Consider the following 23,454-nt stretch of genomic DNA (forward strand, 5'->3'; position numbering starts at 1 on the left):
AATGGCCCTCATCCTCAAAACCCCGTTGCATGATCAGTAGAAACAGCGGCGGCCCGCACAGCAGCAGGCATGCCGCCCTTGCGGGCCGTCCGTGTCCGGGGCGGCGTCTCGCTGACAGGCACATCGCTCGCGGCACACAGGCCAATGAAGCGCGTCAGCATGGCGGGAACGGAGAACATTTTGCGACTACGCGCCCTGCTCTGCTCCGCCATTCCCCGTCCGGCTTTGACCGTGTCCACGAGTTCCGCAATGCGATCGCAGGCCTGATTCAGGTCGGGGTTCTCCAGCGACTCCAGCAAATACCCGTTGACCCCGTTGACAAAACACTCCCCTGCGCCGCCGGCCGGCGTCGACACGGTTGCCACCCCCAGCAACTGCGCCTCGATCAAGACATTGGGAAGACCTTCGACGCGCGACAACAAGACCTTGACATCCATCTTCGAATACCAGAAGCCTACATGCGACGACAAGCCCACCAGCAAGAGACGATCGGCAATGTCCAGATCCCGAGCCAGCGCCTCGACCTTTTCCACCAGCCGGCCATCGCCGACAATGAAAAAACGTGCGCGGGGGCGCCGCTTCAGGTAGCGCGCCGCCAGGCGCAGCCAGAGCAGCGGGCGCTTCTCCGGCTGCAGCCGGAACACACCGCCGATCGTCTCCTCCGCGTCTGCCGTGCGAGTCTCGAACTCCCGCCACTTGGCCTCGTCCTGCGCCGAACCCTCGGTGCTCAGTTCAGGCACGCCGTTGTAGAGAATGTGGAAGCGCTCCACGGGTATGCCGAGCCATGCAGCATACTCGTTGGCACATGTCTGGCTGTTGGTGACAAACTCTACGCCGGGCACCTCGGACAGGGCCCGGAACAAGATCGGATATTCCGGCCGGTAGCGCTCGCGGCGAACATTGGGCGGCAAGCCGCGAAACACCAGGTGAATCACCGGAACACCCGCCAGCAAGGCCGCCAGCGCACCGAACAGGCAAGTACCGTCCTGCCACAGGCTGATCACGTCGATCTCGCGTTCCCGCAGATAAGGCGCCAGGCGCGTCACCCCGTAATGCACCTGGGGAGGCAGGCATCCCAGCAGGCGCTTCAGGTCTTCGTCATCGATCTGCTGGTGCGATACCGCGACGGGCTTCATCCGGTTGATCTCGGTGACAGGCACCTCGGCTGCGCGCAGATCGGACAGAAAAAAATCGACGCGGCGGCTCCGGTCTTCGGGCGACGCAGCGGAATGTTGCTTGACAAGCACCTCCACTTCACCCGTCGTGCAGGCAGACCGATCCATGCGGGTTCCCGAGATGCGCTTCAAATGCGTCGCCAGGCGAGTGAGCTGGCGCTCCGCGCCGCCTGGCCCGAGGCTGCCGGTGACCAGGGCGATCTTCGCGGCATGACCATCGGGCCGGGCAGGCTGCACTCTCTCGCGGAACTGCATGAGGGCGTGCTTCATGGCGGCAATGCGGATGTCTTCGCCCGAGCGCAGACTGTCAGGATCGTGCCGCCGGAAGAACTCGCATGTCTCCTTTAGCGACGCGGCCAGCGCCGCAGCCTTGCTGTTGGCAGGCAAGGTATGCGCCACGGGCTCGATCGACGCCAGGGCATCGACCAACATGCCGCGCTTGTTCAGCCGCTTGGCAAAGCCTACTCGAGCATCACGTCCGTCGTAGTGCTTGATAAGGTAGCGGAACAGCATGTCCGACTCGCCATGCGCACCGGCATCGCTAAGCAGTTCCGCACGGGCCAGGCAGTCGATCGGGTCATCGAGCCTCTCCGGAAGATACTTGTCGATGAGTGCCATGGCATCTTCGACGTGGCGCTCCTTCACCAGTCGCGAGGCACAATAGCGCACGATACGCAGATCTCCGGGGCAGTCCTGAAGCAGCGTCATCCACTGATCCATCAGGCCATCGCGTTCCCCCGCACGTTCCCTCAAGCGCAGCAGCGCAAACCGTACGGCCGGATCCCGCAAGCATCCCCGCGCAATATCTTCGGCATGCGCAAGCGCTTCCTTGGCCGCCTGTATCCCGGCGGCCTCGGCAAGAACGCGCTCCAACTCGCCAGCCACCAGTGCGGCGTCGGTCTGTTCCGAGGTGCCGCCTTGCGGTTTGGCGCCATCACCCGACGGCGCTTTTCCGACATGCTTCCGGCCAGGCGCTGCGCGGCCACCGCGTTCAAGGCCTGAAGTTTCTGCAGAAAGATCGATTAACTGGCTGTCTCTGTTCTTTGTCATCGCGCAGCGTCACCCGTCCTGTCCACTACGGAGCGCTCGCGCGCCCGTTTCTGGAACGACACGTGCCGTCGCCTTCTTGCGGTTCTCTCTCTCCAGCCACATCGCACACTTTCGAATGTTGCTGTCGATCAAGGCGGTGTTCTCGCTTCTCTCCCGCAGCGCCCCCCAATGCGTCAAAGCCAGGTCGAAGCGGCGCAAACGCATGGCGCCCACCGCGGAAGCTTTCAGACCCACAGGATCCTGCGGCTCGAGGCGCAGGATCATCTGGCCGAGCTCAAACCGGGTCTGCGCGCTTTCCGGTTCAAGCGCGCGCACTCCCCCGTACAACTGCGACAGCACGCGTTTCTTCTCCTGCCGGACGTCATGGTCGGCCGGGCTGACCATTTCGACGCGTTCCAGCAACTGCCACGCCCTGTCGTAATTGCCGTCGGCCAGGTATTGGCGGGCCGCGCGGATCGCGCGTCCCGTGAGCTTGGCAAGCTGCTGGCCGGCCTCTGCACGCATCTCGTCATCAGGGTGTTCGAGCAGGATCTTGTGATAGGCGTCGATGGCCTCCACATATTCGCTGCTACGCAGAGCCACGCGCGCCAGCTGGATGCGAGCAGCCAACGACGCTCCCTCTTCGTCAGCGAGCTTGCGCAGGATGCCCAATGCGCTGGGCGCATCACCCAGCACTTCCGCGACGCGCCAGCGATAATTGTCGAATCCCGGGAAACTCAAGCCCGTGTGCTGTACGAAGTCGGAGATCTGCCCGGCCTTTTCGTAGTGCTTGGATACGAAGGCCGCACGGATTTCCTGGCGCAGACGCTGTTCCAGCGAACGCTTGGCGCGAATCATCCGCACGTCGGTGGGTGCAAGCGTCGAGCTGGCCTGGAGAAGATCGGCAGCATCGAGCAGCTTGCCGTCGTTTAACGCCGCCACCCCGGTGTCATGCCACATGGAGGTCTGGTGCGAGAGCCATGCAAGAATCTGGGGATCGGCGCTGCGCGGCACCGACCGTGCGATGGCCAGCATCGCCGCTGGCGTGGCCAGGCCATGTACCGACGCGTTCTTTACCAGATCGAAGGCTTCCCGCTCATCCAGATCCACGGAATCGGCGCTTTCGATCAAGCTCCGCAGGGCGGCACGGTCACCCAGCTTGACGCGGTCATTCCACAACGCCACGAAACTCGGCCCATGCGATGGCAGCGCCTCGCGCACTTCTTCGGCCCAACGCCGCGCAGCCTCGGTTTCACCATCGGCCAACAACAAGCGCAGCGCCGCCGTAGCCGACTCGGCGGAGTTCCCGCCCAAGCGGAAAAGCTGCTTCCAGTTTTCCAGCGCGGCCTTTCCCTCGCCCAGCTCCTCGGCGGTAACGGCACAAATCCTCAGGATTTCGGGCGTTTCGCTTTCCTCGGCCAGGAGGGCATTGGCGTGATACCGGGCCTCGTCATACCGGCCCAGGCCAAAGTACGCCCGCATCAACAGCGGATCAGGCCTCTCGTCGGCGTCTGCCGTGCCCGCTTTCGATTCGAGGTGGGCGATGACACTTTCATAGTCACCCAGCTCGCACTGCATCCGGGCCAGCAGCAAGCGGTGTTCGGCCTGCTCCGGATGCCGTCGCAGCACATCATGCACGCGACGCGATGCCTCTCTGAGGTCACCGCTGTCCCAGCACGCCTCGATTGCGGGTATGCGCTCACCGGCCGGCAGCGAAGCCGCTACGGGATCGGCAGCCACGGCCTGCGCCGCCGTCATGCCCACGCTCGGTGCAATGTACCGGTCGAACCAATCCGCGCATAAGCGCGACGAAAACGACTCGGTGTAATGCGTGAGATCCAGTCCGCCCTGTTCCATCGCCTGGTCTTGGCCGAACTCGCGCATCAATGCCGTGGGTTCGTAGCAAGGCACGCCCAGCTTCAACGCAGCGGCGGACACAGTTTCAATCAGTGCCTGGCGCTGCGCAATCGGCGCGCCATCGTCGGCAAGCGCATTGACATGCGTGACAAAAACCATCCTGTCCTTGCCGATGAGCTGGGAAATTTCCCCCATGTCTCTCTCGATTTCTTCGTCAGTCTGGCTGCGGCGCTGGATACGCTCAAGCAAAGACTGATCGGCTTCGGGCAAGCTGTTGAAGACCGCAATGCTTTTCAGGAACTCTTTGCGCGCCGCCAGTTTTTCCGGCACCGCCATCGACCAGTAAGTCCGCGTGCGCGCCCGATCGGCAAAGAAGTCGCTGAAGTAGCGTCCCAGGTAATTGATCTGGATCGGCCGCCCGTCAATAGTCAGCAGCTTGCGCGACGAAATTTCCACGAGGTAGAAATCGGCGGGCTGGAACGTTTTGTCGAAGAAGCCGGCGGATGTGTTCTGGCGAAAGGTCAGCCGCCGTATGTCCTCGGGCACATCGGCCTGTCCGAGGATGAAACGCAACTGCTGCAGCACTTCGGCGCTCGTATGTACGAAGCCATAGTTGCGAGTCGATTGCAGTTTCAATGGATAGCGGCGGCTTCCTAAACGAAGCGGCGTGAAGATGCGGCATGTCCCCAACGGGGCAATGGTTGATATGACCATAGGGATCTCTTGTTGATTTTCGAGGTACGGACGGCTGGCCTACAAAGACCAGTGAAAAACGCCAGGCTTCAGGCGAGCGGTGTCGAGCACCGACTTCATATCGCACACCACCGCATCTTCGGCCAGCATCCCGGGCATGGCATCCTCGATGCCGTCGATGATTTCCTGATGAGGGACGGCGAGAACGAGCAGATCCAGATCAGTCAATTCGGCACGATCCACCAGGGTGATGCCATACTCGTGCGCGACCTGGGCCTCATCGGCCATCGGGTCGTGGATTTGCGGGGAAAGCCCGTAACTGGCCAGAGCCTTGTACAAATCCGCCACCTTCGAATTGCGGATGTCGGGCACGTTTTCCTTGAACGTGATGCCCAGGATGCCGACGCGCGTCTTTGGATCCAGGCGATGGCGCGAAGCCAGCAGCTGCACCAGCCTCGAAGCGACGTATTCGGCCATGCCGTCATTGATTCGACGGCCGGCGAGTATCACTTCCGGATGGTAGCCAAGCTCCTGAGCCTTGGTCGTCAGGTAGTAGGGATCGACACCGATGCAATGGCCGCCGACCAGGCCCGGGGAAAAGCGTAGGAAATTCCACTTCGTACCCGCGGCCGCCAGAACCTCGGCGCTGCGTATGCCCACCAGATCGCAGATCTTGGACATCTCGTTCATGAGCGCGATGTTGATGTCGCGCTGGGTGTTCTCGAGCACCTTTGCAGCCTCGGCGACCTTGATCGACGACGCGCGGTGGACGCCAGCGTCGATGATCTGCTCATACACGCCAGCCACGCACTCCAGCGTCTGCGCATCCTGCCCCGAAACGATCTTGACGATATTTTCCAGAGGATGGGCCTTGTCGCCGGGATTGATGCGCTCTGGGCTATAGCCCAATTTGAAATCCACGCCACAGCGCAAGCCCGAGCTTTTTTCCAGTTCCGGGCCACACACCTCTTGCGTCGCACCAGGGTATACGGTCGACTCGAAAACCACTGTGCAGCCGGGTTGCAGTACCGGGCCTATCAACTGGCAGGCACTACGCAACATGGAAAGATCCGGAGTGCATTTTTCGTCAACGGGGGTTGGCACCGCTACAACAATGAAATCGCACCCGGCTATGTCAGCTACAGTGTCGGCGAGCAGCAAGGACGATGCCGAAAGCGCTGCACGCGAAATTTCTCCAGTCCAGTCGTCCCCTTCCCGCAATCGCGCCACGCGCCGGCTGTCGACATCAAACCCCACAACACTGAATCTGCGAGCCAACGCTACGGCTATCGGCAAACCCACATAACCCAAACCACATACAGCAATTCTACGAACAGGCAAACCCCAATCCCCCTGACTCTACAATCAATCGTTAAAGGTCAAACTCTATGGGCAAAACACTAAGCACCATAAGTTAAAGATATGTGACGCCGCCACGCACAAAATACAAAAAAATGAATTAAGAATTTAATTTCTTATCAAAATGAAAAAACACGATGTATCTACGAGGAAACTTTCTGAAACTCAGTGTTCATGCGGGTTTCAGAACGCCTGCCATCTCTCTGGAGCCTACTTTCGAAAAGCACGTCGTCACGTTTTTCTTCAAGCGTCTTCAACATCTCCACCAGGGGGAAAAGCCGCGTGCTCGGCATCCGGGCCGACAAGTTTCGGCAGACACTGCCCAAGCAGGCTCATCGGAAACATTCGCTAGTAAGTTAATCCCGCTTGTTGTAATTACGATTCGCTTTTATTTTTGGGAAACGATGCGGCGGTGTTCTCGTTCGTGGCGGGAAAAATCTTGATGCGCAGATGCTGTTTGACCCATTCGAGAACCGCGCAACGCGTCAGCGTTGGCAATACAGCGCGGCAATGGCCAGGGCGCAGAGACCAAAGATGTCGACCGGGAAAGTGACGTGCATATCGTTGTCGTGGCGCACGGCGATGCGAGGCAAAGGTATGGGACAGTCTTTGTTCGAGTAGCGGACTCGCGAACCTAAGGTACGCGTGTAGAGGCGCATGCCCCCCACCCACGGCAGGAGGGTTAAACTAGAACATTCACCCTAGAATCCGCAGCCCGCCTCCATGCCCCGTACGCCCGACCTCGCCCCCGCCTCGAAGCCGCCCCGCGAAGCCCAGCACCTCATCACGCTGGCGCAGGCGCTTGCGCTATCGGGCAGCCGCCTCGAAGACGCCTACTGGGAAAACCTGCTCGCCAGCCAGGTCGGCAAGCTGCTGCAAAGCAAACGCAACCGCGGCATCGAAACCGCGCTGGATCATCTCGCCGCGCGCGACACGCCTGCCTACGAAATCCTCATCGAACAGGCCGAAACCTCGTCTGAGTCCATCCGCCTCGAAGCCGACGGCGTCGAATACGACGCACTCCTGTTCTCGGCCCCCATCGTCGCCTGGACCCGCTACCGCCTGCCCGACGGCCGCCTGGCCGCCGACCTGAAACAAACCCTGCAGGCCTTGCTGCAGCAGCACATCGTCGCCGCAGACGCGCGCCTGGCCATCCTGCCCGAACTGGTCTGCTTCGACCAAATGCCGCAATCCTTCCAGGAAACCTGGAACTGGACACGCCGGCTCGGCCTGGCCGCCCTGGGCCAGGGCCGCGAAAGCTCGCTGCTCAAGACCCTGCCCGACACTGAAGGCATGCTGGCCGACGCGCGCTTCATCGTTGGCGCCATCGTCGCACCCAAAGGCGCCGCAGTGTTCCGCTGGCAGTCCCAGACCGAGCCGGTTTCGCGCCAGCAATGCCTGGAAAGCTGGGCCGCCGACAGCAGCGCCGCCCTGGGCCCGCTGTTCACGGGCTGCCAGTTCGACTACGTACAGCCCGACGCCTTCTACATCAGCAACCGCGAAGCCGATCGCCGCATCCGGCCCCTGGCCCTGAAGGCCGCCGTGGCCTGGCTCTCGTCGGCGGCCGGCATCGAAGCCGCCGATCTGCGCGCCGTCATCGCCGGCTGCGGCGACACCCAGGTCGAAGAATATCGCATCGGCTTCGGCACCCGCCAAAGCAATGAAGTCGTCTACGGCTGCATCTGGCCCATACTCAGCAAGGACGAGGCCGCCGCCGAATCCGAAGACGGCGGGCGCATCGACATACCCGACGAAATCGCCGCCCAGCTCAAAGAACTCGGCGTATCCGACATACGCCGCCTGCCCGGCCTGTACCCGGCCGAATTCTGCGAAGACTGCGGCGCCCCCTACTTCCCCAACGCCCTGGGTGAAATGATGCACCCGGAAGTTCCCGAAGAGGCCGACCTCGGCCCGGCCCACTTCCACTAAGACTGGGCCGCGCGCGAGCGCGGCCAGGGCCGCCCATCGCCCTACCGCACCATGCCCATCAGCTTCGACATATTCTGCCGCGTCGTCGACAACTACGGCGACATCGGTGTCTGCTGGCGCCTGGCCAGGCAGCTGGCCGACACGCCCGGCGCGGGGCGGCTGCGCCTGTGGGTCGACGACCTGCAAAGCCACGCCCGCATCGAACCGCGCCTGGATCCGGAGCTGGCCGTACAGTCACTGGCGGGCGTGGAAGTCAGGCGCTGGACGGAACCGCTGCCCGACGCCGAACCCCACGACGTCGTGATCGAAGCTTTCGCCTGCGACACTCCGGCCTCGTACGTGGCGCGCATGCGCCAGCACGGCAGCCTGTGGATCAACCTCGAATATCTCAGCGCCGAGCCCTGGGTGGAGCAGTGCCATGCCCTGCCTTCGCTGCAAGCCAACGGCCTGCGCAAGGCTTTCTTTTTCCCCGGCTTCACCCCACGCACCGGCGGCCTGCTGCGCGAGCCCGGCCTGCTGCGCGAGCGCGACCGCTGGCTCGCACAGCCGGAACTGCGCGCCGGCCTGTTGCGCAGCCTGGCGCTGCCGGATGCCACGATACAGGGGCTGCTCGGCGGCTGGCGCCAGGTCTTCCTGTTCTGCTACCCCGAAGCCCCGGCACAGGCCCTGCTGCGGGCACTGGCGCAAGACCCCCGGCCCAGCGTCGTGCTGGCGCCCAGGGGCGTATGCCCCGGGCTGGCACGCCATGCCGCCGCCCAGGTACGGGTGCATGAAATCCCCTTTCTTGCCCAGACCGCGTTCGACCCGCTGCTATGGGGCAGCGACCTGAACTGCGTGCGCGGCGAAGACTCCCTGGTGCGCGCCATCTGGGCCGGCCGGCCGCTGATCTGGCAGCTCTACCGCCAGGAAGACGATGCCCATATGGCCAAGCTCGACGCCTGGTTGCGGCTCGATCCCGTGCCCGCCGAACGCCGCGCGCTGCTGCGGGCCTGGAATACCGGCGCGCCGGGCTTCGAACGAGACTTGGGGCTGGCCCTTGCGCCCGCCGCCTGGCGGCAATGGCACGATCATGCGGCGGCCTGGGCCCGCAGCCTGGAAGCCGCCCCCGACCTGGCCGGTTCTTTGATGGCCTTCTGCATGGAAACCCTGCAAACAGGTTAAAATACTGAGTTTTTCACAGAAACCGCGCTTAGCGCGCAGCCATGGCCGGGCCGACGGCATGGGCTTTGCGCGCGGGCCGCAACGGGCGCGGCACATCAATCCGGAGCATTTTCCAAACATGAAAACCGCACAAGAATTGCGCGTTGGCAACGTGGTAATGGTCGGCAACGACCCCCTGGTCGTACAAAAGGCCGAATACAACAAATCCGGCCGCAACGCGGCGGTGGTCAAGCTCAAGTTCAAGAACCTGCTGACCGGCTCGGGCAGCGAATCCGTCTACAAGGCCGACGAAAAATTCGAGGTCGTGGTGCTCGACCGCAAGGAATGCACCTACTCGTACTTCGCCGACCCGATGTATGTCTTCATGGACGAAGAGTACAACCAGCACGAAGTCGAAGCCGACAGCATGGGCGATGCGCTGAACTACCTGGAAGAAGGCATGCCGGTGGAAGTGGTGTTCTACGACGGCCGCGCCATCTCGGTCGAGCTGCCCACCATCGTGGTGCGCGAAATCACCTACACCGAGCCGGCCGTGCGCGGCGACACCTCGGGCAAGGTGCTCAAGCCCGCCAAGATCAACACCGGCATGGATCTGAACGTGCCGCTGTTCTGCGCAATCGGCGACAAGATCGAAATCGATACGCGCACCGGCGAATACCGCAGCCGCGTGATGTAAGCCTGCCGGGCCGCCCGCCCGGCACAGAAAACCGGCAAGGCGGGCCGCAGACGCAACTCGCCGTGCCGCCCGCCCCGCTTACAGCTGCGCGCTGCGTTCCGGCAGTGCGGCTGCCGCTTCAATTGCCGCAGGCAGCGCTTTACTGCAGCCTGTCGTCGTCGAGGAAGTCGGGTATGGGCATTACCGTAATGCCCTCTTCCGCCAGCGATGCGCGTTCTTGCTGCGTGGCCGTGCCGCGTATCGCCCTTTCCTCGGTTTCGCCCGCATGCATGCGCCGCGCCTCGGCGGCGAAGCGATCCCCGACGTTCTCGGTGCTGCGCACCATCTGGCGCAGCTGGCGCATGATTTCCGCCTGCAGGCGGGCCATCTGGGCGCCCGCCGGCGCCGCCACCGGTACCGCACGCTGCGCGCCCTTGCCGGCCTCGCCTTCGGGCTTCGCGCCCGTGTTGACGCGCGGGGCCGACAATTTCTTGTCGACCTTGTGGCTGCCGCATACCGGACAGCTCAGCAGGCCGCCGGCTTGCTGCGATTCATAATTTTCGAGCGAACCGAACCAGCCCTCGAAGACGTGGCCGGACTCGCACTGGAGATCAAAGACTTTCAGGCTCATGGAAGCAGTATGGGGGCATGGCGCCGGATTGCAATAGCGCCGCGGCCCGATCAGGAATTACTTCCACTATAACCGCGAACGCGACAGGGCAAGGCACGGCACGGCAAGAACAGCTTGCACCTGTCCCTCGATGCGGGTCGCTACCGGTGCGGCTCCGTCCAAACCTGCGTGCACTACAGGCGCGGCACCGCCCGCAGCAGGTTGCGGGTGGCTTCGTGCGCGGGATGCAGCAGCACTTGCGCCGCCTCGCCCTGCTCGACGATGCGTCCGGCGTGCATGACCGCGATCTGGTCGGCCAGGTACTCGACCACCCCGAAATTGTGGGTGATGAACAGATAGGCAATGCCGCGTTCGCGCTGCAGCTCTTGCAGCAGATCCAGGATCTGCGCCTGCACCGATACGTCCAGAGCCGACGTGGGTTCGTCGCAGACCAGTACGCGCGGCTCCACCGCCAGTGCCCGCGCGATGGCCAGCCGCTGCCGCTGGCCGCCCGAAAATTCGTGCGGATAGCGCTGCGCGGCGCCAACCGGCAGGCCGACCCGGTTCAACAATCCGCCGGCGATCGCGGCACGATCGGCTGCGCTCAGGCCGGGCCGCAGCGCCGCCATGCCTTCCTGCAGGATGTCGCCCACCTGCATGCGCGGATCCAGCGAAGCGTAGGGATCCTGGAACACGATCTGCAAGCGCCGCCGCAGGCCTTTCAGGCGCGCGCCGCGCGCATCCAGCAGCGTCTCGCCCACGAGTTCGGCCTGCCCCTGCACCTGGGCCTGGCCGTCCAGCAGGCGCAGCAAGGCCTTGGCCACCGTGGTCTTGCCGCAGCCCGAAGCCCCCAGCAGGGCCAGGGTCTGGCCGGCGCGCAGCTCGAACGAAACGTCTTCGGCCGCCACATGGCCGGGGTCGGCCCGGCGCAGCAGGCCGCCACGCCGCCTGTAGCGCACCCCCAGGCCATGTACGCGCAAGACGACTTCCCGCCCGACGGCCATGCCGGCGCCTGCGGCCGGCGCGGCACTGGCGGCCGGCGTCTGTACCTCTGTCGACCCTGGGGTAGCGGAACGCAGCCGCTCCCGGGCAGCCCCCACGACCGATGCCACTGCATCGGCCTGTACTTCGCCCTGCCCAGTTGCGGCCGGGCGAAGGCCGGGGGTGGCTGAGGCAGGCTCATCCGGCGCCTGCGCACTGAGCCTGCGGCCGCGCTTGGCATAGCTCGGCATGGCGGCAAGCAGTTCGCGCGCATACGGATGCCGCGGATCCGCGAAGAACTGCTGCGCCTCGCGGGCTTCCACGATTTGCCCATGGCGCATCAGGGCCACATAGTGAGCCACGTTCCTGACCACGGCCAGGTCGTGCGTGATCAGCAGCATGGCCATGCCCATCTCGCGCTGCATCTGCGCAAGCAGATCCAGGATCTGCGCCTGCACCGTGACGTCCAGCGCCGTGGTCGGCTCGTCGGCAATCAGCAGCGCCGGCCGCGCGGCCAGCGCCATGGCGATCATGATGCGCTGCTTCTGGCCGCCGGAAAACTGAAAAGGATAGTCGTCCAGGCGGCGCTGCGGCTCGGCGATGCCGACGCGCGCCAGCCAGCGCACCGCCTGTTCGCGCGCCGCCGCACCCCGAACCTCGGTATGCGCGTGCAGCACCTCGAGCAGTTGCCGGCCTATCGTCAGCACCGGATTCAGGCTGGTGGAAGGTTCCTGGAACACCATGCCGATGCGCCCGCCGCGTACAGTGCGCATGCGGGACTCGGGCAGCGCGTTCAGTTCCAGCCCTTCGAGCCAGGCCTGGCCTGCGGCGACGCGGCCTGCTTCGGGCAGCAGGCGCATCAGGGCCAGCGCCGTCATGCTCTTACCGCAGCCCGACTCGCCGACCAGGGCGAAGGTCTGGCCGCGCCGCACACACAGATCCAGCGACCTGACGACTTCGGCCATGCCCGCTGCGCTGTATACCTGCACCGACAGATCGTGCACAGTCAGGACATCCTCCCCGTGGGAGGGCGCGACCGGTTGACCACCCTCCTGTCGCTGCGCGACATCCTCCCCGTGGGAGGACGCGCGCCCTCCGGGCGGCCGCGCGGGCGCGCTCATACCCCATCTCCCGAACGGGCCTGCGCGGCCGCCCGGGCGCGCCGCGCAAAGCGCGGCAGGCGCGGCCGGTAGCTGCGCATGCGCGGATCGAAGGCCTCTTGCACGGCGTCGGCAAACAGATTGGCCGACAGCACCAGCGCCAGCAGGAAAACGAAGGCAGCGGCCAGGTTCCACCAGATCATGGGATCGCGCGACATTTCCAGCCGCGCCGCGTCTATCATGGTACCGAACGAAGGCGTGCTGGGATCCACCCCTATGCCCAGGTACGACAGCACGGCCTCGTACAGCACCAGGCCCGAAAATTCCAGCACCATGGAAATCAGCACGATGTGCATCAGATTGGGCAGCAAGTGGCTGCGCATGATGCGCCAGTGCGACAGGCCGAAAGCACGCGCCGCCTGCACATACTCGAGTTCTCGCAGCTTGAGCGTCTCGGCGCGCACCAGCCGGCACAGCCCCGCCCAGCCGGTCAGCCCCAGTATCAGGCACAGCATGAACAAGCGCAGGTCGGCGCGCATGGCCACGGTCGGGAACAGGCCGGAATTATTGTCGATATACACCTGCATCATCAGCACGCAGGCCGCCACCAGCAGCACGCCGGGGATGGAAGTAAGCGTGGTGTAGACGTACTGGATGACATCGTCCACCCAACCCTTGAAATAGCCCGCCGAGACGCCGAACACCAGCGCCGGCGGCAGCATGGTGATGGTGGTCAGGGTGCCGATCACCAGCGCCGTGCGCACGCTTTTCAGGGACTGCAGCAGCACGTCGTTGCCGCTGCGATCCGTGCCCAGCACGTGATAATCCATGCCCAGCGCCACTGCCATGCACACCAGCAGGCACAGCACGGCAGCCGTCAGCCACATGGCGCGCCAGGGCGGCGCGGGCCGCCCGTCATGCCCGCCCGGACGCCACCACGAAACCCAGGCTGCACGCCAGCCAGCGCCCCCCCGGCGCCACCGGCCCCAGGTCAGGGTCAGAGTCAGGGCCAGCATGAGCGCGCAGGCGGCACCGGCCGCCGCCCCCAGCGCCAGGCGCCGCAGCACGTCGGCGCGGTGATCCGCATCCGCACGCAAGCCGCGGCCGGCGTGCCGCAGCCGCGGGTAGTCGCGCTGCACCCGGCCGCCCACCCATTCGTTCTCTTTGGTGAACTGGCGCAGGGCCAAAGGCGCGGAATAGGTTCTTTCGTGCGCGCCTATGCCGGCGGCCGCCAGCAGCGCATCCAGCGCGGAGCGCGACTCGGGCGCATAGATCGGGCCGGCGGCGCCCGCCTGCTGCGCCAGCCTGGGCCGGTAATGCACCGAATCCAGCAGGCCGACCAGCACGAACAGGCCGAGCACGATGGCCGAACACATGGCGGCGGGGCTGTGCCCCACCCTGGCCCAGGCCGAGCGCAAATGCGCCGAACGCCGCACCCGCAGCGCATACGCCGCCACCGCCAATACCAGGCAGTAGAGGAAGATGTCGGTCCATAGCGGCGCAAACTGGGGCATGGTGATCGCGGCCTAATCGAAACGCACCCTGGGATCGGCCAGGGTATAGGAAATATCGGCCAGGATCAGCCCGACGATATACAGCAGCGAGCCCAGGAACACCATGGCGCGTACGATAGAGAAATCCTGGGCATTGATGGCGTCTATCGTGTAGCTGCCCAGGCCGGGAATGCCGAAGAACGACTCCGAGATCAGGCTGCCCATGAACAGCAGCGGAATCGCCGAGACCGTGCCCGTCAGGATGGGCAGCATGGCATTGCGCAGCACGTGGCGCAGCAGTACCGCGCGTTCAGCCAGCCCTTTGGCGCGCGCGGTGCGCACGTAGTCCTTCCCCAGTTCTTCGAGGAACAGGCTGCGGTAGAAGCGCGACTCGCCGCCCAGCCGCGAGCCGATGCCGACCAGCACCGGCAGCACCAGGAAGCGCAGCCCTTCGCCGCCGTCCAGGAAGCCCGAGTACGGCACCCAGCGCAGGACTTTGGCAAACAGCCACTGCCCCGCGATGATGTAGAACAGGCTGGAAATAGACAACAGCACCACGCAGATCACCACGCCTGAAAAATCCAGCGGCGTGGCCCGGAAATACACCAGCAGCAGCGCGAAACCGATGCACACATACAGGCCCAGCACAAAGGTAGGCAGCGCCAGCTCCAGGCTTGGCCCCATGCGCTCGCGGATCTGGTGGCCTATGTCCTTGCCCTCGTCGGACAGGCCGAAGTCCAGGCGCAGCAGCGGCACCGAGCGCGTGTAGAAGATGGTGTCGGTCCAGCGCGCCGCACCGCTGGCCTGGGCATTGAAGAACAGCGGCTTGTCGTAGTCGTGTTCGGCCTTCCACTTGTCTATGGCGACCTGGCTGACGCGCTGCCCGCCGATGGCCAGGCGCGCCATGTCGTCCGGCGTATTCACGGTGAAGAACAGGGCGAAGGTCAGCAGGTTCACGCCGATCAGCACCAGCACGCCATATGCCAGGCGGCGCAAGATATAGCTCAGCATGGTTCGTCTCCCGGCGCGGCCGCGCCGTCCAGCGCCGTGGCGCGCTCGCGGCGCCGTATCACGCGCCAGGCCGGGTACAGGCCCAGCGCCAGCAATGCCAGCAACAGCCACAGCGGCCACCACACCGGCCGGTTCCAGGCGAACAGGCTTTTTTCCCGCGCGGCCGGATCCAGCCGGTAGTACTGCAGGGCGTCGCGCACCATCTGCGTCGGCTTGGCATTGCCCACCCAGCGCTGATAGGCGCCGCCCGACTTCGGATAGAAGCCGAACATCCACGGCGCGTCGGCCTGCACGATGGCCACCATGCGATGCACGATGCGGTCTTTCTCGGGGCCGTCGTCCAGCAGGCGCATGCGCTCGAACAAGCGGTCGTATTCGGGATTGCTGTAATTGGCGGCATTCTCGCCGCCATGCGAGGCCTTGGCATTGGGGCCATAGAGCAGGAACAGGAAATTCTCGGGATCGGGATAGTCGGCCACCCAGCCCCACATGAACAACTGCACCGTGCCGTGGCGCATCTTGTCCTGGAAGCGGTTGTAGTCGGTGGCCCGCACCTCCAGTCCGACCCCGATCGCCGCGAGCTGGCGCCGCATCCAGTCCAGCGAGGCGCTGGAACCCATGCCGCCGGCCGAATCGTAGTGCAGGATCAGGGGCGCGCCGGTGCGCGCGTCGCGCCCTCCCGGATAGCCGGCCTCGGCCAACAACTGCCTGGCCTCTTCCAGGGGCCGGCGCTGCGGATGCCCGTCGCGCAGCGTGTACACATAAGAATCCAGGCCTTGCGGCGCCGCCTGATAGCCGGGGATGCCCGGCGGCAGCGGGCCGTAGGCCACCTGGCCCTGGCCGTTCTGGAATATGGAGACATACTGTTCCCAGTCGAAGGCGATACTGATGGCCTGGCGCAGCTTGCGGTTCTTCTCTTGCTGCTGCGGCGTGTCGCCGCGCCCCACCACCGGGTCGAGCCAGTTGAAGCCCATGTAATAGATCTGCGCCTCGGTGGACGAAGGCAACTGGATGCCGTGGCTTTCGTACAGCGCGGCCTTGTCGGCGGAATCGGACGCCGCCACGCGCATGGCCACGCCTATGCCGCCACCGTCGAGCTGCGGCACGTCGTAATAGCCCTGCACGAACTTGCCCAGCAGCGGAATACTTTCCTTTTCCATGGAAAAGACGATGCGGTCGATGAACGGCGTGCGCTTGCCGCAGTCGGCCAGCAAGCCCGCCGCGCGATCGGCCGGTTCGCCCTCGCAAGGATAGGGTTCGCCGCGGAAGTTGGGGTTGCGCGACAGCACGTGGCGCCGATTCTGGATCGACTCGGTCAGCATGTAGGGCCCCGTGCCCACCGGCCAGGTATTCAGCGACAAGTTGTGGCGCGCCATGCCCGGCTGCTGGTAGAAACGGTCGGCTTCCCAGGGCACCGGCGCCGTGAAGGTCATGGCCAGCCAGTACTTGAACTGCGGATACTTGCCTATCACCCGTATGCGCAGGGTGTGCGCGTCCAGCGCCTGCACGCCGTCGAAACCGTAGCGGCGCAGATCCAGCCAGGGAACGGGCGCACCGGGCGCGAGCCTGGCGCGCAAGGCACTATCCGCCGCCTTGAGGCGGCCGGCGTATGCCTGCATGCCCACCACGTGCTCGGCCATGATCGCGTAGGCCGGCGACACTACCCGCGGACTGGCCAGGCGCCGGAAGGCGTATACGTAGTCGTCGGCCGTCAGCTCGCGCGTGCCGGTATGCGCGAAGTCGCCGATGGCGAACTTGTGCTCCAGGGCCTGCGGCGCCAGGGGCCAGTAGACATAGTGCCCCGAGGCGTCGCGCGCAAAAGCGGGATGGGGCTGGAACAGGATGCCGGGCTTGATGTGTATGTCGTAGACGCTGGTGGCGACCTCCTGGCCCGGCGCGTCCGGCGGCAGGTGGCGGCCGTTCTTGTCCAGGTAGAACGGCGCGGCCAGCGCCACCGCGGTGCGCGGCTCCAGCTTGTAGGGCCGCGCCAGATAGGCATAGCGGTACAGGGGCTCGTAGATGGAATAGGTAAACGGCGTTTCGTCGGTCGAATACGAGCTGGCCGGATCCAGGTATTTGGGCGAGCGCTGCATGAACGCCGTGTACAGGGTGTTCTGGCGCTCGGCGCCCTGGGCGTAGGGGCTGTTGACCGGCGTACGGCCGCAGGCCGCGAGCAGCGCCAGCAGGCCGGCCGCCACGCCCAGCCGCAGCCCGGGCACTAGCATGCGCCAGCCATTCAGCACTGTTGTTTCTTCCAGCATTGGTAGCGCCACACCCAGGGCCGCTCGGGACGAGGATCGCGCCACAGGCCCAGGCGCTGGCGCCGCGCCTGCTGCTCGAGGGCCGGCAGCTGCGGGTCGCGCATGAACCGGCCGCGCCCTTCCATATTGGCCCAGGCCATGCCCGCCGCCACCTGCTCGCGGTTGGCGCTACGGCCGTCGCCCAGCGGCACATTGCAGACGTCCCTGCCGTACTGGTCGCGCTCGAAGCATTCGAGCCGCAAGGCCTTGCCGGCAACAAGCCCGGCCAGCGCCTTGCGCGAAGCCTGGGCCATGGACTGCCCCGGCCGGTCGCTGCCCTTGGTGACTTCGGGAGCGTCGATGCTGGCCATGCGTATGCGATGCCGGCGCCCGCCGGCCAGCAGCGTGAAGGTGTCGCCGTCGGCCACGTGCACGACCCGGCCCGCCAGCGCGTACCGATCCTGCTGCGCGGGCAACGGCGGCGCAGTCGTACGCGCCAGGGCCACGCCCGGGCCGGCAGCCGCCAGGGCAAGCGCGGCCGCTGCCAGGCGCCAGTTGCGCGGGGCGAGATCGGCGTAACGTATCATGCTCCTCCGGAAGAAATAGACAATGGCACGGTGCCCGGCCGAGCCGGCGGTTCGGCCGGGCTGCGGCAAGCCGCAGCTACGGCGTCCAGGCCCGCTCCAGCAAGCCCTGCTCCGCCACGGCCGGAATTCCCACGCCGAATACCCCCGCCGCCCGGCCGAAGCGCGTGCGCACGAAGATGTCGGCAACGGCCTGCGGCGCATGGCGCCGCAACAGGCCGGCCTGCACCAGCAGAACCAGATCGCGGGCGACGTGCCTGGCGGCCGACTCCAGGCCGCTGCCGCCGGCACGCAGCAATGATATCAAGCCCTGGGCGGCCTCCGTCAGCAGCGGTTCGCCGGCGCTGTCGCGCGCCAGCTCGTCGAGCAGCTTACCCGCGGCTTCGGGGCTGTCTTTCAAGGCGCGCAGCACGTCCAGGCACATGATGTTGCCCGAGCCTTCCCAGATCGAATTGACCGGCGCCTCGCGGTACAGGCGCGGCATCGGCCCGTCTTCGATGTAGCCATTGCCGCCGCAGACCTCCATGCACTCGGCCACGGCCTGCTCGGTGCGCTTGCAGACCCAGAATTTGGCGGCCGGCGTCAGGATGCGCCGATACGCCTGTTGCAGCGGCTCGTCGCCGCCGTCGAAGGCCGCCGCGAGCCGCAGCGCCAGCACCGTGGCGGCCTCGCTTTCGATCGCCAGATCCAGCAGCACGCAGCGCATCAGCTCCTGGTCGGCCAGCGCGCGGCCGAATGCGCGGCGGTGGCGCGCATGGTGTAGGGCCTGCACCAGGGCCTGGCGCAGCAGGGCCGTGCTGCCCAGCACGCAGTCCAGCCGGGTGTATGCCGCCATCTCGATGAGTGTGGCAATGCCGCGCCCTTCCGTGCCCACCAATATGCCCTGTGCATCGCGGAACTCGACCTCGGCGCTGGCATTGGAGCGGTTGCCCAGCTTGTCTTTCAGGCGCTGGATCTCGACGCGGTTCTTGTCGCCGGAGTCCGTCCAGCGCGGCACATAAAAGCACGACAGCGACTCGCCGTGCCGCGCCAGCACCAAGTGCGCGTCGGACGTGGGCGAGGAAAAAAACCACTTGTGGCCGCGCAGCAGATAGCGCTCGCCGCGCCCGGCCGCGGCCACCGGGCTTGCGGTGGTAGCGGTGCCGCGCAGGTCGGAGCCGCCCTGCTTCTCGGTCAGGCCCATGCCGACCATCATGCCGGTCTTTGCGGCCAGCGGCAGATCGCGCTCGTCGTACTGGCGGCTGTACAGCTGGTCTTGCACCTGCCCGAACCAGGGCTCTTTGCGCAGCAGCGGTATCGCCGCGGAGGTCATGGTAATGGGACACAGCGAGCCGGCCTCGGCCTGGCCATGCAGCAGATACGAGGCGGCACGCGCCGCGTGCGCACCCGGGCCCGGCTCGGCCCAGGCGCTGCAGTGCATGCCGTGGGCGAACGCCATGCGCAGGAACTGATGCCAGTGGGGATGGAAATGCACGCGATCGACCCGATAGCCGCGCGCGTCGTAGGACTCCAGTTCCGGGGCATGGCGGTTGGCATCACGCGCCCACTGCCGGGTCTGCATACGCCCCAGGCGCTCGCCGTAATGCGACAGCGCCGCATCGTGGCCCTGCGCCCCGGCCCGCTGCACCGCCGCGCGCAACACCGCGTCGCTGGAATAAAGGTTGTAGTCCCCGAGCTCGGGAACCTGGTTGCTGACTTCGTGCGTCGCTTCGATCATGCTGCTCTCCCGGCCGTCCACGCCCAGGCCCTGGCGCTACAGCCAGCGGTTCTTGCGGAAGCGCCAGTACAGAATCGCGCACGCCGCGGCCGTCAGGCCCATGATCAGCGGATAGCCGAAGGTCCACGACAGCTCGGGCATGTCCTTGAAATTCATGCCGTATACGCCGGCCACTGCGGTCGGCACAGCCAGTATGGCCGCCCAGGACGCGAGCTTCTTGGTGATGTCGGTCTGCTGCGACTGGCCTATCATGATGCTGGCCTCGAAAGCGAAGGCCAGCGCCTCGCGCAGGCTGCTGAGCAGCTCGTCGACGCGCTGCACGCGGTCGGCCACCTCGCCGAAATAACCGCGGCAGTTCTGGTCGATGTTGTTGCTTTCGACACGCGAAAGCCTGCGGCAGATCTCGACCAGCGGCGATATCGCCACGTGGATGCGCAGCAGGTCGCGGCGGTACTGGTAGACGCGCCGCACGTCGCTGTCCTGGAAGCCGCGCAGCAGGAACTTCTTTTCCACCGCTTCGACTCCGGCCTCGATCTTGGCCGAGGCCGCCACATAGCGGTCGGCCAGCAGATCCAGCAGCATCGAGGCCACGTAGTCGCTGCCGCGATCGAGCATTTCGGGAGAGTTCTCCAGCAATTCGCGCAGCTTGGTATGGCTGGCCTGGGCGCTGCGGCGCACCGTCAGCAGGAAGCCCTTGCCGATGATGATCTGCGTCTCGCCGAAAGTCGGGCGCATGGTGTCGACTTCGACCGTGATGGCCACGACCTGGGTCAGGCCGGTATATTCCATGACCTTGGGGCGGCGATGGGTCTCGTTGATTTCTTCTATGGTCTTGCTGGAAAAACCCAGCTGGGCGCCGATCTGTTCGATCAGGGCGGGTTCGGGCGACTTCAGGCCCACCCATATCAAGTTGTGGCCCGGATCGATATGGCGCGCAATCTGGTTGACAGGAATTTCCTGCGGCTTGTGGCCCTTGCGATACAACATGGAAGCGACGACGCTGGGCTCGCCCTGGGCCCCGGCCGCCGGCGAATCAGGTCGAGGGCCGGGCGAAGCGCCCGCCTCGGTCGGGCTGGCTTCGATGGCGGCTGGGTCGCTGGACATGGATCTTGCGCCTCGTGCGTGGTCATGCGTGGTGTATCGGCCCATGATAGCATTTGCCCATACGCAGGCCCGCACCTCTTTACTTTGCCCTCGCTGCCGGAGTCCTTCCCATGTCCGACCGAACCATAGTCATCGTTGCCAGCCTGACCCTGCTGGTGGCAGTAGGGGCCGGCGCCTTCGGCGCCCATGGCCTGAAACGGGTGCTCAGCTCGGACATGCTGGCGATCTGGCATACCGCCGTGCTGTATCAGCTCGTGCACGGCCTGGGCATGCTGGCCATCGCCGCGCTGGGCGCGCGCTTCGGCTCGCCGCTGCTGGGCTCCGCCGCGGCGCTGATGTTCGCCGGCATCGTGCTGTTCAGCGGCAGCCTTTATCTGCTGGCGGCCAGCGGCGTACGCTGGCTCGGCGCCATCACCCCCATAGGCGGCCTGGCCTTCATCCTGGCGTGGGCGCTGGTGGCGCTGGCCGCCTGGCGCGCGGCCTGAATCTGGCCCGAACATACGCGTTGCGCGGCCACGCGGCCGGGCGCCTTCAACCCTTCAGCTTGCCGAACACTGCGTCATTGTCCTGGCCGTACGCGGGCGGCAGCCGGCGCAGGCTGGCGGGGGTGCGCGACAGCTTGATGGGCGAGGCCAAGGCCCGGTAGGCGCCCTGCTCCAGCACCATGCCGCGGTGCCGGGTGTGCGGAAGATCGATCAGCTCGGCCACGTTCAGCACCGGCGCGGCCGGCACTCCGCGCTCGAGCAGAGTCTGCGCGAGTTCCGCGGCGGCATGCCCGCTTAGCAATTGTGTCAATCGCGCCCGCAGCGCCTCGCGGTTCTTCAAGCGATCGGCGTTGCTGCGAAAGCGTTCGTCGGCGGCCAGATCGGGCGCGCCGAGTACGCCGGCCAAGAGCTCGAACTGCCGATTGTTGCCCACCGCCAGGAACAATTCGCCGCTGCGGGTGGGGAACGATTCGTAGGGCGCGATATTGGGATGCGCATTGCCCGTGCGCCGCGGCACCGCGCCGCCCAGGAAATAATTGGCGGCGTGCGGGTGCAACAGCGAAATGGCGCTGTCGAACAGCGTGATGTCCAGGAACTGGCCGCGGCCGCTGCGATGCCGTTCGTTGACGGCCAGCAGTATCGCCAGCGCGGCGTTCAGGCCCGTGACCATGTCCACCACCGGCAGGCCCACGCGAGTGGCCTCGCCGTCGGCCTGTCCGTTGACACTCATCAGCCCGCACATGGCCTGGGCGCAGGCGTCGTAGCCCGGCAGCCCGCCCAGCGGGCCGTCGGCGCCGAAGCCGCTGATGCGGCAATGGATCAGGCGCGGGAATTCCTGCTGCAGCGACTGTGTGCCCAGGCCCCATTTTTCCAGCGTGCCGGGCTTGAAGTTCTCGACCAGCACGTCGGCGTCGGCCAGCATGGCCTTGAGCAGAGCCTGGCCCTGCGGCTGCGAGAGATCCAGCGACAGGCCGTACTTGTTGCGGTTCACGCCCAGGAAATACGAAGCCGTGCCGTCCTGGAACGGAGGCCCCCAGGTTCGGGTTTCGTCGCCCGAGGGCGGCTCGATCTTGTAGACATCCGCACCGTGATCGCCCAGGATCTGGGTGCAATACGGGCCGCCCAGCACGCGCGTCAGGTCTATGACTTTGCAGCCGGCCAGCGCGCCGGGCGCCTGATTGTTCTCTTGCATTGCTACGCCCTCCTGGCGATTGGCGCCTTCAAACGGCCTGAGCCTGTCAGTCCAGCGAGATGTGGGCGCTGTGGATCAGGGCGGCCCACTTGGGCACCTGCGCATCGATGAAACTGGCCAGGCCTTGCGGTGTCTGATCCGAGGCGCGCACGATGCCTTGCGTGGCAAAGGTGCTCTTGACCCCCGGGTCATCCATGGCCTGGATGAACGCCTGGTTCAGCTTCGCCACCACCGGCGCCGGCGTGCCCTTGGGCGCGACAATACCGAAGAACACACTGGAATCGTAGCCCTTGAGCCCTTCCTCGTCGAGCGTGGGCAGGTCGGGCAGCGCTTCCGAACGCTGCGCGCTGGCCAGGCCTATGGCGCGCAGGCTGCCGTTCTTGACATGCGGCAGCGCGGTCAGGATATCGGTGAACGACATGGTCACCTGGCCGCCCAGCAGATCATTGAGCGCCGGGCCCGTGCCCTTGTAGGGTATGTGCAGGATGTCGGTGCCCGCCATCTGGTTGAACAATATGCCCGCCAGGTGCGAAGACGCGCCGTTGCCCGAAGAGGCAAACGTGAGCTTGCCGGGGTTTTTCTTGGCATAGGCGATCAGTTCCTGCAGGTTCTTGGCCGGCACCTTGGGGTTGACGACCAGAATGTTCGGCAGGTGGCCGATGCGGATGATGGGCGCGAAGCTGCTGCGCGGATCGTAGTGCAGGCGCTTGTACAGGCTGACGTTGATCGCCAGCGGCCCCGAGGTGCCGAACAGTATCGTGTAGCCGTCGGGCTTGGACTGCGCCACGTACTCGGAACCGATATTGCCGCCCGCGCCCGCTTTGTTCTCGACGATGACCGCCTGGCCCAGCGGTTTGTTCAGCGCATGCGCCAGCCTGCGGGCCAGTGCGTCGGTCGGGCCGCCCGGCGGGAACGGCACGACCAGGTGTATGGGACGGTCGGGGTAGGTATCGGCCGCGCCGGCGGGCCCGGCCAGCGTGCACAGCGCCGCGGCGGCGAATAGGCTTGCAAAGACTTTTTTCATGATGTCTCCAGGTGGGTTATGAATGTGCTGCGTATGTGTGCTGCGTATGTGTGCT

The 23,454-nt window shown here is 65.6% G+C and carries 18 protein-coding genes; 4 read left to right on the forward strand and 14 right to left on the reverse strand.

Features of this window, described 5'->3' with window-relative positions; genetic code table 11:
- Window positions 1-14 precede the first annotated feature (14 nt).
- The 4 genes from CEY11_RS10045 to CEY11_RS25380 form a co-directional block, all read right to left on the reverse strand.
- Window positions 15-2,225: a glycosyltransferase gene (locus CEY11_RS10045; protein ID WP_088603266.1), complete on the reverse strand. Its 2,211-nt coding sequence runs from the start codon at window positions 2,223-2,225 to the stop codon at window positions 15-17.
- A gap of 9 nt (window positions 2,226-2,234) precedes the next feature.
- On the reverse strand, window positions 2,235-4,775 hold the full coding sequence (locus tag CEY11_RS10050) for a tetratricopeptide repeat protein (RefSeq protein ID WP_143322785.1): 2,541 nt from the start codon (window positions 4,773-4,775) through the stop codon (window positions 2,235-2,237).
- 39 nt (window positions 4,776-4,814) lie between these two features.
- Complete coding sequence (locus CEY11_RS10055; protein ID WP_088603268.1) at window positions 4,815-6,095, reverse strand: nucleotide sugar dehydrogenase; 1,281 nt, start codon at window positions 6,093-6,095, stop codon at window positions 4,815-4,817.
- A gap of 503 nt (window positions 6,096-6,598) precedes the next feature.
- Window positions 6,599-6,772 (reverse strand): hypothetical protein, encoded by a 174-nt coding sequence (locus tag CEY11_RS25380; RefSeq protein ID WP_158215264.1) that lies wholly within the window; start codon window positions 6,770-6,772, stop codon window positions 6,599-6,601.
- Window positions 6,773-6,836: 64 nt separating this feature from the next.
- Between CEY11_RS25380 and CEY11_RS10060 the strand changes: the two genes are divergently transcribed.
- The 3 genes from CEY11_RS10060 (at window position 6,837) to efp (ending at window position 9,879) form a co-directional block, all read left to right on the forward strand.
- Window positions 6,837-8,042 carry a DUF2863 family protein gene (locus CEY11_RS10060; RefSeq protein WP_088603269.1) on the forward strand — a complete coding sequence of 402 codons (1,206 nt, stop codon included), beginning with the start codon at window positions 6,837-6,839 and terminating at the stop codon, window positions 8,040-8,042.
- Window positions 8,043-8,099: 57 nt separating this feature from the next.
- Window positions 8,100-9,203: an elongation factor P maturation arginine rhamnosyltransferase EarP gene (gene earP, locus CEY11_RS10065; protein WP_088603302.1), complete on the forward strand. Its 1,104-nt coding sequence runs from the start codon at window positions 8,100-8,102 to the stop codon at window positions 9,201-9,203.
- 118 nt (window positions 9,204-9,321) lie between these two features.
- Window positions 9,322-9,879 carry an elongation factor P gene (gene efp, locus CEY11_RS10070; protein WP_088603303.1) on the forward strand — a complete coding sequence of 186 codons (558 nt, stop codon included), beginning with the start codon at window positions 9,322-9,324 and terminating at the stop codon, window positions 9,877-9,879.
- A gap of 139 nt (window positions 9,880-10,018) precedes the next feature.
- Here the strand turns inward: efp and CEY11_RS10075 are convergent, their stop codons facing one another.
- The 8 genes from CEY11_RS10075 to CEY11_RS10110 form a co-directional block, all read right to left on the reverse strand.
- Window positions 10,019-10,489 carry a DUF1178 family protein gene (locus CEY11_RS10075; RefSeq protein WP_088603270.1) on the reverse strand — a complete coding sequence of 157 codons (471 nt, stop codon included), beginning with the start codon at window positions 10,487-10,489 and terminating at the stop codon, window positions 10,019-10,021.
- 173 nt (window positions 10,490-10,662) lie between these two features.
- Window positions 10,663-12,453 (reverse strand): ABC transporter ATP-binding protein, encoded by a 1,791-nt coding sequence (locus CEY11_RS10080; RefSeq protein WP_269845278.1) that lies wholly within the window; start codon window positions 12,451-12,453, stop codon window positions 10,663-10,665.
- Between the two features lie 113 nt (window positions 12,454-12,566).
- The gene (locus tag CEY11_RS10085) at window positions 12,567-14,063 is read right to left on the reverse strand and encodes an ABC transporter permease (RefSeq protein WP_088603272.1); all 1,497 of its coding nucleotides are present in this window, start codon (window positions 14,061-14,063) and stop codon (window positions 12,567-12,569) included.
- 12 nt (window positions 14,064-14,075) lie between these two features.
- A complete protein-coding gene (locus tag CEY11_RS10090; protein ID WP_088603273.1) occupies window positions 14,076-15,053 on the reverse strand; it encodes an ABC transporter permease in 978 nt (325 codons plus the stop codon).
- Complete coding sequence (locus CEY11_RS10095) at window positions 15,047-17,278, reverse strand: ABC transporter substrate-binding protein (protein WP_088603304.1); 2,232 nt, start codon at window positions 17,276-17,278, stop codon at window positions 15,047-15,049. The genes CEY11_RS10090 and CEY11_RS10095 overlap by 7 nt, the downstream gene beginning before the upstream one ends.
- 11 nt (window positions 17,279-17,289) lie before the next feature.
- The gene (locus CEY11_RS10100) at window positions 17,290-17,880 is read right to left on the reverse strand and encodes a thermonuclease family protein (RefSeq protein WP_088603274.1); all 591 of its coding nucleotides are present in this window, start codon (window positions 17,878-17,880) and stop codon (window positions 17,290-17,292) included.
- Window positions 17,881-17,956: 76 nt separating this feature from the next.
- Entirely contained in the window at window positions 17,957-19,594 is a 1,638-nt protein-coding gene (locus CEY11_RS10105) for an acyl-CoA dehydrogenase family protein (RefSeq protein WP_088603275.1), read from the reverse strand.
- Between the two features lie 36 nt (window positions 19,595-19,630).
- The gene (locus CEY11_RS10110) at window positions 19,631-20,581 is read right to left on the reverse strand and encodes a magnesium and cobalt transport protein CorA (protein ID WP_233154828.1); all 951 of its coding nucleotides are present in this window, start codon (window positions 20,579-20,581) and stop codon (window positions 19,631-19,633) included.
- A 227-nt stretch (window positions 20,582-20,808) separates the two neighbouring features.
- Between CEY11_RS10110 and CEY11_RS10115 the strand changes: the two genes are divergently transcribed.
- Complete coding sequence (locus CEY11_RS10115; protein ID WP_088603277.1) at window positions 20,809-21,183, forward strand: DUF423 domain-containing protein; 375 nt, start codon at window positions 20,809-20,811, stop codon at window positions 21,181-21,183.
- Window positions 21,184-21,229: 46 nt separating this feature from the next.
- Here CEY11_RS10115 and CEY11_RS10120 read toward each other — a convergent pair whose 3' ends face one another.
- Together CEY11_RS10120 and CEY11_RS10125 are read right to left on the reverse strand one after the other, a co-directional pair.
- Window positions 21,230-22,375 carry a CaiB/BaiF CoA transferase family protein gene (locus CEY11_RS10120; RefSeq protein WP_088603278.1) on the reverse strand — a complete coding sequence of 382 codons (1,146 nt, stop codon included), beginning with the start codon at window positions 22,373-22,375 and terminating at the stop codon, window positions 21,230-21,232.
- 46 nt (window positions 22,376-22,421) lie between these two features.
- The gene (locus CEY11_RS10125; RefSeq protein WP_088603279.1) at window positions 22,422-23,399 is read right to left on the reverse strand and encodes a Bug family tripartite tricarboxylate transporter substrate binding protein; all 978 of its coding nucleotides are present in this window, start codon (window positions 23,397-23,399) and stop codon (window positions 22,422-22,424) included.
- Window positions 23,400-23,454: the final 55 nt, after the last annotated feature.

It is taken from the genome of Candidimonas nitroreducens, assembly GCF_002209565.1.
Classification (GTDB): domain Bacteria; phylum Pseudomonadota; class Gammaproteobacteria; order Burkholderiales; family Burkholderiaceae_B; genus Candidimonas; species Candidimonas nitroreducens.